Here is a 13,748-nt window from a genome sequence, read left to right on the forward strand (position 1 = left end):
GCGCGGGTGTGATGTTCTCGAGCGTGGGCCACGGCAGCGGCTTCGACATCGCCGGCACGCTGCGCGCCGATGCCGCGCCGCTGTCAGGCGCGATCCGTCTCGTGACGACCGGGACCGTGCTGCCCGCCCAAGTCGGTTGAAACAGCATAACTGCTCATCGAGGTCACATTTTGGATTACCGGATTTCTATCGCGGGAAGCGATGTCGCGTTCCGCTGCGAGGCTGGCGAAACCCTGCTCGACGCCGCCGAGCGCTCGGGTTACAGCGTGCCGTATTCTTGCCGCAAGGGCGTGTGCTCGACCTGCGAGGGCTGCGTGGTGGCCGGCGCCGGCCGGTCGACCGTGCAGGGCGAAGTGCAAGGCCCCGCCGAGCGGGTGTTGCTGTGTTGCCTGCGGCCGTCCTCGGACATGACGATTGCACCGCGCAAGGTCGAAAAGCGAGAACCGGTCGTGCGCAAGACGCTCGACATGTCCGTGTATCGCATCACGCAACCCGCTGCCGACGTCAGCGTCGTGCAACTGCGCTTGCCTACTGGCGTGCGCGCGAAGTTTCGCGCCGGCCAGTATTTGCAGATCGAACTCGAAGACGGCAGCCGTCGTAACTACTCGATGGCGAATCCGCCTCATGAAAGCGACAGTATCCAGCTTCACGTGCGTCACGTGCAGGGCGGCAGATTTTCCGAAGGCGTGCTGCGCGGGCTGGAGAAGGGACAGAAGCTGCGCGTCGAACTGCCGTTCGGCGAGTTCATGCTGCAGGACGACTCGACGAGCCCCGCGATCCTGCTGGCGACCGGGACGGGGTTCGCGCCGGTCAAGTCGATCGTCGAGGACGCGATCAAACGCAAGCTCGAACGGCCTATGTATCTGTATTGGGGCGCGCGCCGCGAGGAGGATCTGTACCTCGCCGAACTGGCGAGGAAATGGCATACAAGCGGCAAGCTGGCCTTCGTGCCCGTGCTGTCCCAGCCGCACGACAGTTGGACCGGCCGGCGCGGATTCGTGCATGAGGCGGTACTCGATGATTTCGGCTCGCTCGCCGGCTATCAGGTTTATGCGTGCGGCAACCCGGCAATGACGAGCGCTGCGCATGACACGTTCGCCGAAGCCGGCCTGCCCGAGCCGGATTTCTTCAGCGACGCTTTCGTCCACACGGATACCCGTCCTTAGAAGACGAGAGGCTTTTCCCACAATAACCAGGAGACAAACCCGTGGCATCCCCCCTTATCGACCTAGTCGAGGTCATTGAACGCCAGAAGGTCGGCGCCGGACAGTGTCTGGTAATACTGCTATGCGCGCTGCTGATGTTTCTCGACGGCTTCGACACGCAGGCGATCAGCTATATCGTGCCGGCTCTTTCACGCGACTGGCATCTGTCGCGCGAGATTCTCGGCTCGATCTTTTCTGCGGCGCTGGTCGGCCTGATGGTCGGCTATCTGGCGGTCGCGCCGCTGTCGGCGCGCTTCGGCCATAAACGCATGATGTTGATGAGCACCGTGTTGTTCGCGGTGTTCACGATGCTCACCGTGTTTGCGACGAACGTGACCGAGCTGATCGGCTTGCGCTTTCTGACCGGCATCGGCCTGGGCGCCGCCGCGCCGAGCGCCGTCGCGCTGACCTGCGAATTCGCTCCGAAGCGGCTGCGCGCCACCTTCGTACTACTGGTGTATTGCGGCTTCTCGCTGGGTTTCGTCGTGGCCGGGCTCACGGCCGGCACGCTCATCCCCGCCTACGGCTGGAAGTCGCTGATGCTGGTCGGCACGCTCGCGCCGCTCGCGCTAACCTTGCCGCTCGCGTGGCTGCTGCCGGAATCGCTGGCCTTCCTGCAACGGCGCCCGCACGGCGACGAACGTATGGGCGCCGTGTTGCGGCGGCTTTTCCCGCGAGTCGACGTGCCGGCCGGCAGCACGTTCCGGCTTGAAGACCAGAACGAAACGCGTGCGAGCGTCGCGGCGCTGGTCAAAGGGCGCACGTCCGCCGGCACCGTGCTGCTGTGGCTGATCTTCTTCCTCAACCTCGCCGAGTTTTACTTCATGCAGAGCTGGCTGCCCACGATGCTGACCGGTCTGAAGTATTCGCCCTCGACGATTGTCTGGGTGACCGCGCTGCCGACCATAGCGGGTGTGCTGTCGGCCGTGCCGCTCGGCCTCGCGATGGATCGGGTCGGCCCCTATGCGACGCTGACGGTGATGTACCTCGCGGGCTGCATGTTCATGTGGCTCGTCGGCGACGCGTTTTCTGGCAGCATCGCGTGGTTGATGGTGATGGTGTTCTGCGCCGGCTTCTGCATTAGCGGCGGACAGAAAAGCGTCATCGCGCTCGCGGCTGTCTACTATCCGATCAACCTTCGCTCGACCGGCGTGGGCTGGGCGCTCGGCATCGGCCGGCTCGGCGGTATCGCTGGGCCGCTCGTTGCGGGCATGCTGTATTCGGCGCACTGGACGCCGGCGGACATCTTCCGCTTTTCAGCATGGCCCGTGCTCGTCGCGGGTCTCAGTGTGTTCGTGATGGGGCGCATCTACGGTTCTCGTGCCGCGGTGGCCGAGGCGAGCGCAGTGCGGTAGACCCGTCATTCAGTTTTCGGCCGGAAGCCCCTACGGCTTTCCGGCTGATTCATCGCAGCAGAGCGTACTGACGCTGCACCGGGTGCGCGAACAACTGGTCAAGATGCGTCAGATGCAGATTAACGAGGTGCACGGACCGTTGTATGAGTTTGGCGCTACCGTCCAGACCGGGCGGCAAGGCATGACTGATGCTGTGCGGGTTCTCGGAGAGCTGGTCGACGCGCTGCCAAGGATGGTGATTGATACGCTGCGCGAGCAGTTACGGCGCATCAAAGCGCTCACTCAGGACATTGCGACGATCGGGCGCAGGCTGGCAGCGCTGGAAGCGCGAAGACGAGGCGACCAGGCGGCTCATGGCGATTCCCAGCGTCGGCCTGCTGGGAGCAACGGCAGCGGTGGCTACGATGGGCGACCCACGTGCGTTCGGCTCAGGACGGGAGTTTGCCGCCTTCCTGGGCCTGGTACCGCGAGAGACCGGTACGGGCGGCCGCGTCAGGCTGCTGGGTATCAGCAACTCAGTATGACTCCCGTTCGGCAAGGCTGGCCGCCGAGGGGAATTAAGCGCGGGTTAGCGTGCTGCCAGAGCCGCATTGAGTGGGGACGGAGCCACCGCTCAACGGTCTGTTCCGACACGGAGGCCAGCGTGGAAAGCGATAGCACATTGTACGTAGGACTGGATGTCCATAAGGATTCGATCACGGTTGCGTACGCGATCGGCATGAGCGAAGTTGAACTGTTTGGCAAGGTCGGCACCATGCTTATTGATATCGATCGGTTGTGCAAGAAGTTGCAAACAAAGGCGCGGCACATCTGCTTTGTCTATGAAGCGGGGCCCTGCGGATATGGGTTGTACAGGAGGCTGGTCGATAAGGCTTCGACTGCATGGTCTGCGCACCGTCACTCATTCCACGGAAACCGGGAGACCACGTCAAGACAGACAGTCGCGACGCGATCAAGCTAGTGCGTTCGCTACGCGCCGGCGACCTCAAGGCCGTACATGCGCCATCGGTTGAAGACGAAGCGTTCCGAAACCTGGCACGCGCCTGGTCGGCTGCCAGGGAAGATCTGAAATGTATCGGTAAATATCTGCGCGCGGCATCTAACGGAGGCACGCTTCGTCGAGGATATCTGTGAATCGGCCGGTCCGATGCCATGCGCGGCGATGCGCGTTGCCTGTTTCTAAGGTCAGTAGTCGCGTATGGTGCATACGCCTGGAGCGAAGGTTGTCGCGGAGGGCGTCGAGACCGACGCACATCATGAAGCGATACAGTCTTCGGGCGCCGACCTCGCTCAGGGATACTGGTACGGGAAACCGATGACTATTCAGCAGCTCGGTGTGTTTGCCTTGTCGAGAGCATCAATGGACAACAGGCAAGGCGAGATTGGAACGGGGCACGAAGCGTGAAAAACAAGTACGTCATGGATGTGGGACTGCAGCGACAACCAATCATTGCCAATCTGCCTTCAGAGAGTGGCGGCGACCAGTACTTCGAGCGAGCGGCGAGGATCGCCAGGCGTGCGCTGAATTTGCCTGCCAGCGCAGTCATTCTCGACGACGTGGGCCAGCCAGAAGTCATGGCGGTAAGCGGATGCGACCCGGAAGTCGTACGTAAGCTGCAGACATTCTATTGCCGTACGCCCCAATGCGACGAGCCGTTCGTGGTCAGGGATGCGTTGTCCAATCCGCGGCTTGCGCAGGAACCGTAGTAAGCAGGGAACGGGGTATCCGCTTTTGCAGGCATTGCACTTCGTCTTCCGTGCAGGGAGCGACGGGCCCAGTTCGCCAACTCGACCTATCGGCAGTGGCTGGGGCTTGACCCTGAACAGATCGCAGGACGGCTGACCCATGAGGTTCTTGACCCGGAATATGCCGAGGCCATCGAGCCATACGTCCAACGCGCGCTCGACGGCGAAAGGGTCGAGTACGAGGTCGAGGCGAAGCTTGGCGGCAGCCCTCGTGTCCTGCATGGCGTGCTGGTTCTGCGTCATACGCTCGACCGCTTAGCTGACGGATTCTATCTGCTGGCACAGGATGTGACTGAGCGAAGAGCGTTCCTTGATCGCACGCGGCATCACGCACTTCACGACCCGCTCACTGGCCTGCCGAATCGACATTCGTTTCTCGCCAGGCTGGAACTGATATGCGAAGCAGGGGGCAACGGTGTGACGGCCCTCATGTTTGTCGACCTGGATGATTTTAAAGCGGTTAACGATACATAGGGGCATCGGTGTGGCGACGAAGTACTGGTTGAAATCGCGCACCGGATCGGCCGCTGCTTGCGTGCCGGCGATCTGGTTGCGCGGTTCGCGGGCGTATCGCGGGCAAGGCGCGTGTCGTCGTGCACAAGCTTAACGATTAACCGGCCAGTACGACGTGCGGGTGAGTTCGACGCGACGGTCAAGGCGCCCGTACCGGACCGGCCAGCTTTGCCCCGCAGCGCGATTCGTCCGCGCATAAAGCGCCAAGCGTGGCGACCGCTTTATCGAGTTGCGGCGACCACTGGTATCCATAGTTCAGGCGCACGTATTGTCGAAAGGCGCCGTCCGCAGAGAAGATAGGCCCCGGAGCGACGCTGATACCGCTGTCCAGCGCAGCCTGGAAGAGGCGTACCGAGTCAATGTAATGCGGTAACTCCACCCACGTGAAATAGCCACCGTCAGCCCTCGTCGCCCTTGTATTCGCCGGGAAGTAACGGCCAATCGCGTCGAGCATCTGCGATTGCTGGCGGGCCAACTCACGACGTAGTTTATGCAGGAAGCGGTCATACCCGCCGTGCTCCAGATAGTCGGCGATTGCGCGCTGCGCCGGTACGCTGGCCGAGAGGGTGGTCATCCATTTTTCACGTTCCAGCGCACCGGCAAACCGGCCGCCCGCGGCCCAGCCGACGCGGTAGCCGGGCGCGAGGCACTTTGCAAACGAACCGCAATGGATGACAAGACCCTTGCGGTCAAAGAATTTCGCGGGCCGCGTCGGCGCCGCGCCGAAGTGCAGTTCGCTGTAGACGTCGTCTTCAATGAGCGGCACGTCGTGGCTGGCGAGCAGATCGACCAGCGCCTGCTTCCTGGAATCGTCCAGTGTCACCCCGGTCGGATTGTGGAATGAGGTCATGAACCAGCATGCGCGAACAGGATGGTGCTGCAGCGCCCGCGCCAGCGCTTCGAGGTCGTGACCCGTCACAGGGTCAACAGGAATCTCCACCACGTTCAGACCCAGGCGCTGGATTGCCTGCAGGGCTGCATAGAACGTTGGCTTTTCGATCACGATGACATCGCCTGGATCAGTCAGCAACTGAACGCTCAGGGTCAGCGCCTCAAGTGCGCCGCTCGTGATGATGATCTCGTCGACAGGCACAGTCATCCCCGCCATCAGGTAACGCAACGAAATCTGCTGGCGCAAGCCCTCGTGTCCCGGCGGCAACCCGGCGACCATCGTGGCCAGATCCATTGAACGATTGACCGTCGCGCACGACTTTCCGACACGCGCCATCGGAAATAACGTCGGACTCATGAATGCCGAACCAAGTGCGATGGTTTCCGCCCGCTTGGTCGTACGGAGGACGTCGAAAACAAGCTCGCTGATATTGACCGCCTTCGTACCGGCCGAGCAAGAGGCCCGAGACTTCTGTGCCGGTAGTTCCTTGGCAGTCGCAGAAACGAAATAGCCCGAACGTGGCAGGGCCTTAATCAAGCCCCTATTTTCGAGCAGGTAGTACGCCCGAAATACCGTTGCTGCGCTTACGCCCCAAGCCCTACACGCTGCGCGAACCGAAGGGATGCGCGCTCCAGGCGGCAGATCGCCGCGCTCGATGAGTTCGGTGATTTGGTTGGCCAGTCTCTCGTAACGTTTCAAGTTGTCTCCCAACAGCACTGGCAGCAGCCGCTGCCGTCGTCAGATCAGATTGACCTTGCGCCCTGCCAAGGCTGCGCGATCGCCATTCATGAACTGATACGACTTTTTATTTGCAATCTGATTCTATTGCGGCCGCGCATACGCTGGCAAAGTGCGGCGCAGAGAGTTTCCCTTTCGTCCGATGTTTCGCCAACGCCTAACGCCCGATCGAAGGCGCTATTAAAGCCGAATCTTTTAACGACAAACCAATGGCATTTGAATTCCCGCTACCGATCGCTCGATTTCCTGCCTTCATCGTGCTGTGTCGGCCACGGCGACGTGTGATGGCCATGCTCGTGGTCGCCTGCGTCTGCAGTTCACTAGCTCGCGCAGACGCGACCGTTGACGCCGGTTCCCGCGGCGGTTCAACATTGGAACGCAACGTGTGGGAGCAACTGGAGGACTGGTTTGCTGACACACCAGCACCAGCGCGCCCGCTTCGCTTCGGGATCGCCTGCGCTCACCCTCCGCAGCTGTTCGTCGTTCCCGCCGAGCTCGCGGGACCGGTCGCTGGCCTGATGCCTGCACCACCGAATACTTGCGATTCGCTGAACGATGCCTCGATCGACACTTCTGGCCTCGCGCATGCCGTCGTCAACGGCGGCCCGCAGGTTGTGATGCTGCTCCGGGAACTGCCGTGGGAAATGGGGTACCCCGGGACGGCAGATCAAAACGCGGCCGGGGCATCCGCAATTGCGGCAGCCGCTGGTTCCTCGTCGCAGGTTGATCGCCTGAAGGAGACCCCGGAACCGCCGGTGACTTCGCTTTCGGGCTGCTCATCGGGGGCAGCTTGCGAAGAAAGACCAGCGCTCGCGCCCTCGAATGGCATCGAAAGGCTCCCTTCGATGCAGCCAGCAACAGACATTCCGACAGACCGCATTCGAGCATCGGCCATATTCGGCTTCCTGTTGTGGCCAGTCCTCCTCGCTGTTTTCGCAGTTGGTGTTGGCTGGAGCATCAAAAGGTGGCTTCGGTACGACAGGGCCCTGCTGCGCGCGGCGCGTGCAGGGCTTCGTCGCGGCGAATTTCATGTTGAGTATCAACCCGTCGTTGGCGTGAGGCGGGCCCGCTGCGTGGGCGTCGAAGCTTTGCTGCGATGGGACAATGAGAAGTATGGCGCATTGGGCCCGGGGCACTATATGCCGTTCGTGGAGAGCAGCGGTCTGATGGGTCCGATGACGCGTTTCATTTTCTCGCTTGCCACACAGGAACTGCGTGAAGTCGGCGCTCCAAAATCACTCTACCTCGGCGTTACTGCGCCTTCTTCTCACCTTAAGAGTTCCGCTTTCATGGCGGAGATTGGCGACGACGACTCCCTCGGTTTTCCACCTCTGATACTCAAAATCGATGCGGCCAGCGTGAGGGAGTTTGGACCGCGTCTGATCCCGATGATGACGGAGGCTCGCGAGAAAGGCGTGCGTTTTGCCCTGTCGGGCGTGCGCTCCACTGACCTCGGACTTCAGCTGCCGAAGGACATCAGCTTTGAAATGGTGAAGATAGACAGGGAAGTGTTGACACTGGACCCCGATGAGCGCTCCAGGCAACTCGATGCGTTGACGAAGATGGGCCACGACCTGGGTGCCGTGGTCGTGGTCGAAGGCATTGAGAATGCGGCGCATCACAATGTTGCACGGGTAAGCCGGGCCGAGTTTGGTCAAGGATTTTTCTACAGCCGAGCGCTCAGCGCCAACCGGCTGAAGGAATTTCTCCAGACCATCAACGCACCGTCTTCCAGGACGGGCGGAGCCGCGACCGTGCTCGGTTGGCGGGTCCGAAACTACTAGCCTGACATTCCATGTTAAACCAAAGCATTCCGGATCGAAGATCCACTTCAAATAAATAAGCATGCCTAATGAATGAAGCGCTATCTTCAACTGGCGGCACAGTTCGAAAAGATGATTGCGAACGGTACATTTGAGCCCGGCATGCGGTTACCGTCCGTGCGGCAGGCGAGCAGTTCGTATCGAGTCAGTGCTTCGACAGTCTTCCACGCTTACTACATGCTCGAACGACGGGGTCTGATCGTCGCAAAGCCACGTTCGGGCTTTTTTGTCACGAGGCGACCGGCGCTGACCAGATCGGTCACAATCGCTTCAACGCGCAACGTTGACGATGCTGAGGGCGACAGTCGGGTTGTCCGTTTCATGCAGGCTCAGCGGCGGTGCGCACATCCCGGACTTGGCGCTTCGGAGCCAAGTGCTCAACTGTTCCCGTTCGGCCGGCTCTCGCGCTCGTGGACCTCGGCGACCCGGAGGATGGGGCTTTCCTGGAATGGGCTGTCGGCGGGAAAGGCGGAAACAGACCTGCGCCGCCAGATCGCGCTGCGTTATATCGCCACAGGTGTTGCGGTTCCAATCGATGAAGTCGTCGTGACCAGCGGTGCGCTCGATGCCTTGACACTGTGCCTTCAGGTGCTCACGCGGCCGGGCGATACGATTGCCATAGAACGGCCAGCGTTCCATGCCGTACAAGGCGCGGTTCGGCGCCTTCATCTTAGGACTGTGGAAATCCCCGTCGATCCACATCACGGGCTCGATCTCGTCGCGCTGGCGGACGCGCTCCAACAACATCCTGTGCGAGCCTGCTGGTTTGTGACAACACTGCACCATCCAACCGGCGCAACGCTTTCCGACCAGCGGAAGGAAGCCCTCGTCGTTCTGCTGGCAAAACATGGCGTGCCACTGATCGAGGACGACGTATTCCGCGAACTGCATTTTGGCGCTAGCCCGGCGCGTCCAGCCAAGCGGTTCGATTCTAACGGCCTGGTGCTGCACTGCGGTTCATTTTCAAAGACTCTTGCGCCAGGACTGCGCGTAGGCTGGGTGGCCGCGGGGCGCTTCGCTTCCAGAATTGAGCACGCGCGCTGGATGGCCATGTCATCGGCTTGCGTGCCGGCGCAATACGCGATAGCCGACTATCTTGAGCATGGGGACTACGACCGAGGTCTGCGCAAACTTCGCCGTGACCTGGCGCTGCTGCAAGCGCAGACGATCCAGGCCGTATTGCGGTACTTTCCAGAGGGGACGTCGGTGGTTAGGCCTCCGGGCGGCTTCTTCCTGTGGGTCGAGCTTCCAGATGGTGTCGATGCGATGCATCTGTTCGAAATTGCTGAAGCCAATGACATCGCGATTGCGCCAGGCGCTATCTTTTCAAGCGGTAGCGAATTTCGGCACCACGTCCGACTTAACTATGGTCGCCCATGGACGCAGGACGTGGAGAGGGAGTTACACACCTTGGGCAAGTTGGCCCGGCGGCTAGCCGCCGAGCGAGTGGCCGTAAATGATAGCCGCGAAGGACCGGAACATATGACAGGCGAGGAGCCATGATCGAAGCCCGTGCGAGCTGGGCTTAAAGTCGGCGTAAGACTACCTCGTAGTTTAAGCGTTACCTCGTGTCCGGTTTTCGCCGGGTCCCGCCCGTTGGTCCCGTTCTGCGGTGGCCAGAGCGCAGGCCTACATCCTCGCGGATGCGGTTGACCGACCTGCTGGTCGCGAGTCCTCCGGAAGCGGATGCCTGGTTTGTTACCAGGGCCGCGCGCGACGGTCGCGCCGGTCACCACGCATCTTGAACGAGGGTTTGAGCGTTGGTCGCTCCTTGTTATCACATCCCCAATTTCACCATCCCATCATCCGGCGCAGTCGAATGACGCTTGATGGGCGTTAGCAATCTTAAGCGTTATCATCCGTTTCGACCATGTCGGACCGTTGCATTAGAAACTCCAAAAGGCAGCCCCATCCGGCGCGAGAGCGATGATCCCCTAGTTGCGCTTTTTCAGTCGGAAGCCCATCTGGCCATGGACTGCCAACGACAGCGATCGGCGCCTGGTTTCAGATTCCCAAGATGGTGAACTGTCGCCCCACAAAATCAATGTGCGCGAACATGGCCTGCTGCGCCGCGTCCGGATTGCGCTCACGCACTGCCATAAAGATAGATTCGTGCTGATGCATACGCATCGCAGATTGCACGGCCGCGTTCGCATTGTTCTCCGTCGCGTCGAAAGTGTTTGCGGCGATATGGTCGCGCAACATCGTGATCACGCTGGCGTAGAACTGTCCAAGCATCCGGTTATGCGCCGCCGCCGTTAGCGCGGTGTGAAACTCGCCGTCCATTTGCGCTTCGGCGTCGACATCATGCGTATTCACTGCTTCCTGCATGCGGGCAATGAGCGACTCCAGCCGATGCAACTCGTCCGGCGTCGAGCGTTGCGCAGCAAAACGAGCCGCCGCGCATTCGAACACCATCCGGAATTCGAGTGTTTCTTCCCGCAGCGGGGGATGTTCACCAACCAGCTGTAACCAGGGTGACGTTAGCGCAGGAAGCTGCTTCTGCACCACGTACACGCCACTGCCGCGCTTCGTTTCGAGCATCCCTTTGCTGACGAGGTGCCTGATCGCCTCACGCACTGTCGGTCGCGACACGCCCAGATGCTCGGCCAGAGCTCGCTCAGCAGGCAGGCGCGACGATACCGCCCAACTACCGTCTAGCACCTTTTCCTCGATCTGCCGCACCACCTTGTCGAGAATGCCGGAAGAAAGCCTGTGAAATCCCATGTCTGTTTCGGCCAAAGTGGCCTGACCAATTTGCGCCACGCGGGGCGAGAAACGACTATTTGCGAAAGCGGGCGCACTGACGAGACAGGAAAATTCACGCGTGCATCCGTCCCCCACAAAACAGGAGAAAAACATGGCGGATTTTACTTCACTGGTCATCAGGCTGCATGCGAACGACGACGTCGCAATCGCACGCGGTCCGATTCCGGCGGGTACCACCTTGACTGAAGTCAACGACATCATCACGCGCGATGACATTCCCGGCGCGCACAAGGTCGCACTCCGCGCGCTTGAGGCAGGCGACCCTGTCCGCCGCTACGGACAGATCATTGGTTTCGTCACGCAGCCGATCCTGCCAGGCGCACATGTTCACACACACAACGTTTCAATGGGCGACTTCGCGCGAGACTACGCGTTTGGCAAAGACGTCAAAACCGTCGCGCCGGCGGCGGAAGCGCGCACGTTCATGGGCTTTCGTCGTGCGGATGGCCGCGTGGCAACGCGGAACTACATCGGCGTCGTCAGCACGGTCAATTGCTCTGCCACGGTGACAAAGCTGGTTTCGCAGCACTTCTCGGTGCCCGGCAAGTTAGACGCCTATCCCAACGTCGACGGCATCGTACCGATCACACACAGTTTCGGTTGCTGTATCGACCACAACGGCGAAGGCGTGCAGCAATTGCGTCGCACGATCGGTGGCTTTATCCGTCATCCAAATTTCGCGGGTGTGCTGGTAATCGGACTGGGCTGCGAAGCCAACCAGATGGGTGCGCTGTTTATTGCCGAAGGTGTCGAACCGGGCGCGACGATGGTCCCATTGGTGATTCAGGAACAAGGCGGCACACAAAAGACCGTGGACGGGGCAATTGCAGCGATCGAAACGATGTTGCCCGCCGCCAACGCGGTCAAACGCGAACCGTTGCCGATCTCCCACCTCAATATCGCGCTGCAGTGCGGCGGTTCCGACGGATACTCGGGCATTACGGCAAACCCTGCGCTGGGCGCGGCCGTGGATCTGCTTGTTCAGCACGGAGGCACCGCGATCCTTAGCGAAACGCCGGAAATCTACGGCGCGGAACATCTGTTGACGCGCCGCGCGATTACGCCGGAAGTGGGCGAGAAGATCGTCGAGCGCATTCACTGGTGGGAAAGCTACGCAAAGCGGGAAAAGGGCAGCATCGACAACAACCCGACGCCCGGTAACAAAGCCGGCGGGTTGACGACGATTCTCGAAAAATCGCTTGGCGCGGTCGCCAAAAGCGGCTCGACTCCGTTGATGGGGGTATATCGCTATGCGGAGCCCGTGGACACTAAAGGACTCGTGTTCATGGATGCCCCCGGCTACGATCCCATGGGCGCAACCGGGCAGATTGCGAGCGGCGCCAATCTGGTGCTGTTCACAACCGGTCGAGGTTCGTGCTTCGGCGCGAAGCCCGCGCCTTCGATCAAGCTTGCGACGAACACGAAGATGTATACGCGCATGGTCGACGATATGGATATCAACTGCGGAGACATCATGGATGGCGAAGTGACGGTCGAGCAGAAAGGCCGCGAGATCTTCGAAATGATCATCAAGGTTGCGTCCGGTGCCGAAAGCAAGAGTGAGGCGCTTGGGGTCGGCAACGAAGAGTTTGTGCCCTGGATGATCGGCGCGCAGATGTAAGCACGCGGGTCTATGCCGCTCCGACTAAGGCTGTAGTTGGCAGGGCGGTCCCTATCACCCAACTCAATACGAACAGCGGCGGCGCGCCATGCAATGAGCAGGTGCGTCGACCGACGGAGACGTAACAGAATGAAAATCAAAGAGACCATAGAGAAATTCCCCGGCGGCATGATGGTCATCCCGTTGTTGTGGGGCAGTGTGCTGAATACGTTTTGCCCAGGCGTACTCACCATTGGAAGTTTCTCGACTTCGCTCGCCCACGGCGCGTTGGCAATCCTTGCAGCGTTTTTCGTATGCATGGGAGCCGAGATTCAGTTGAAAACCGCACCGCGTGCGCTGAAAAACGGCGCAGTCATCACGCTCGCAAAACTCGCCAGCGGTGTGGTGATAGGCTTGCTCGTCAGCCATTTTTTCAAAGGGCGCCCGATTTTTGGGCTGTCCAGCATGGCGATCATCGCGGCAATGACCAACGCGAACATGGGGCTGTACGCCGCGCTCACCAAACAGTTTGGTGACGAGGTGGATAGAGGCGCGCTTGCGGTACTGTCGATTCTCGAAGGCCCGTTTGTGACGATGCTCGCCCTCGGCGTGGCCGGCCTCGCAAAGATTCCGTTTATCGATCTGGTTGCGACGATTTTGCCTATCTTGATCGGTATGTTGCTCGGCAACATCGATCGCGACATGCGCACATTTCTCAAGTCTGGAAGCGACCTGCTGATCCCGTTCTTTGCATTCGGCCTTGGTGCACAAATCAACCTGCACTCGATCCTCGGCGCGGGCGTATCGGGTGTGCTCCTTGGACTGGTGACACTGATGATCGGCGGCATCATCAATGTCGTAGCATCGCGTCTGGCCGGCAGTTCGGGTATCGCCGGGATGGCCGTTTCGACTACCGCCGGCAACGCAGTCGCAACGCCGACCGCGATCGCTGCGGTCGACCCGCATCTCGCATCGCTAGTCGCCGTCGCAACACCTCAGATCGCTGCATCGACGATTGTCACTTCGTTACTCGCGCCACTGTTCACCGCATTGTTTGCGAAATATATCGCCCAACGGAAGTCGACCAATGCAGGAGAGTTAAGGTCT

Annotated in this window: 10 protein-coding genes and 4 pseudogenes; 12 read left to right on the top strand and 2 right to left on the bottom strand. The window is 60.6% G+C overall.

The window, feature by feature from the left end:
- The first annotated feature begins 170 nt into the window (after nt 1-170).
- The 8 genes and pseudogenes from WCA85_RS00530 to WCA85_RS00565 all read left to right on the top strand — a co-directional run.
- Complete coding sequence (locus tag WCA85_RS00530) at nt 171-1,166, top strand: 2Fe-2S iron-sulfur cluster-binding protein (RefSeq protein ID WP_424061020.1); 996 nt, start codon at nt 171-173, stop codon at nt 1,164-1,166.
- 41 nt (nt 1,167-1,207) lie between these two features.
- Entirely contained in the window at nt 1,208-2,560 is a 1,353-nt protein-coding gene (locus WCA85_RS00535; RefSeq protein ID WP_424061022.1) for an MFS transporter, read from the top strand.
- A 55-nt stretch (nt 2,561-2,615) separates the two neighbouring features.
- Nucleotides 2,616-2,736: pseudogene (locus WCA85_RS00540) on the top strand (IS110 family transposase); the annotation flags it as partial.
- A gap of 171 nt (nt 2,737-2,907) precedes the next feature.
- Nucleotides 2,908-3,072: pseudogene (locus tag WCA85_RS00545) on the top strand (transposase); the annotation flags it as partial.
- Between the two features lie 131 nt (nt 3,073-3,203).
- Nucleotides 3,204-3,631 (top strand): annotated as a pseudogene (locus WCA85_RS00550) (IS110 family transposase); the annotation flags it as partial.
- A gap of 127 nt (nt 3,632-3,758) precedes the next feature.
- A complete protein-coding gene (locus WCA85_RS00555) occupies nt 3,759-3,965 on the top strand; it encodes an EAL domain-containing protein (RefSeq protein WP_424061024.1) in 207 nt (68 codons plus the stop codon).
- Nucleotides 3,962-4,267, top strand: a complete 306-nt coding sequence (locus tag WCA85_RS00560; protein WP_424061026.1) for a hypothetical protein — start codon at nt 3,962-3,964, stop codon at nt 4,265-4,267. The genes WCA85_RS00555 and WCA85_RS00560 overlap by 4 nt, the downstream gene beginning before the upstream one ends.
- Nucleotides 4,268-4,366: 99 nt before the next feature.
- Nucleotides 4,367-4,813 (top strand): annotated as a pseudogene (locus tag WCA85_RS00565) (diguanylate cyclase domain-containing protein); the annotation flags it as partial.
- 145 nt (nt 4,814-4,958) lie between these two features.
- On the opposite strand, the gene WCA85_RS00570 reads toward WCA85_RS00565, so the two are convergent.
- Nucleotides 4,959-6,410 carry a PLP-dependent aminotransferase family protein gene (locus tag WCA85_RS00570; RefSeq protein ID WP_424061028.1) on the bottom strand — a complete coding sequence of 484 codons (1,452 nt, stop codon included), beginning with the start codon at nt 6,408-6,410 and terminating at the stop codon, nt 4,959-4,961.
- Between the two features lie 248 nt (nt 6,411-6,658).
- Between WCA85_RS00570 and WCA85_RS00575 the strand changes: the two genes are divergently transcribed.
- Nucleotides 6,659-8,233 carry an EAL domain-containing protein gene (locus WCA85_RS00575; protein ID WP_424061030.1) on the top strand — a complete coding sequence of 525 codons (1,575 nt, stop codon included), beginning with the start codon at nt 6,659-6,661 and terminating at the stop codon, nt 8,231-8,233.
- Between the two features lie 72 nt (nt 8,234-8,305).
- Nucleotides 8,306-9,775, top strand: coding sequence for a PLP-dependent aminotransferase family protein (locus tag WCA85_RS00580; RefSeq protein WP_424061032.1), 1,470 nt, complete (start codon nt 8,306-8,308; stop codon nt 9,773-9,775).
- 501 nt (nt 9,776-10,276) lie between these two features.
- Here the strand turns inward: WCA85_RS00580 and WCA85_RS00585 are convergent.
- Complete coding sequence (locus tag WCA85_RS00585) at nt 10,277-10,999, bottom strand: FadR/GntR family transcriptional regulator (protein WP_424061035.1); 723 nt, start codon at nt 10,997-10,999, stop codon at nt 10,277-10,279.
- Nucleotides 11,000-11,132: 133 nt separating this feature from the next.
- Between WCA85_RS00585 and WCA85_RS00590 the strand changes: the two genes are divergently transcribed.
- A complete protein-coding gene (locus WCA85_RS00590) occupies nt 11,133-12,662 on the top strand; it encodes a UxaA family hydrolase (protein ID WP_424061037.1) in 1,530 nt (509 codons plus the stop codon).
- Between the two features lie 129 nt (nt 12,663-12,791).
- Nucleotides 12,792-13,748: 2-keto-3-deoxygluconate permease (locus WCA85_RS00595; RefSeq protein ID WP_424061038.1), on the top strand; the 957-nt coding region annotated here is incomplete at its 3' end.

Source organism: Paraburkholderia sp., from assembly GCF_049581445.1.
GTDB lineage: Bacteria > Pseudomonadota > Gammaproteobacteria > Burkholderiales > Burkholderiaceae > Paraburkholderia.

Excerpts from the sequence above, each read along its gene's own strand:
- WCA85_RS00555 (WP_424061024.1), top strand. The coding sequence starts at position 3,759 with ATGGTGCATACGCCTGGAGCGAAGGTTGTCGCGGAGGGCGTCGAGACC.
- WCA85_RS00575 (WP_424061030.1), top strand. The coding sequence starts at position 6,659 with ATGGCATTTGAATTCCCGCTACCGATCGCTCGATTTCCTGCCTTCATC.
- WCA85_RS00580 (WP_424061032.1), top strand. The coding sequence starts at position 8,306 with ATGAAGCGCTATCTTCAACTGGCGGCACAGTTCGAAAAGATGATTGCG.
- WCA85_RS00585 (WP_424061035.1), bottom strand. The coding sequence starts at position 10,999 with ATGGGATTTCACAGGCTTTCTTCCGGCATTCTCGACAAGGTGGTGCGG.
- WCA85_RS00590 (WP_424061037.1), top strand. The coding sequence starts at position 11,133 with ATGGCGGATTTTACTTCACTGGTCATCAGGCTGCATGCGAACGACGAC.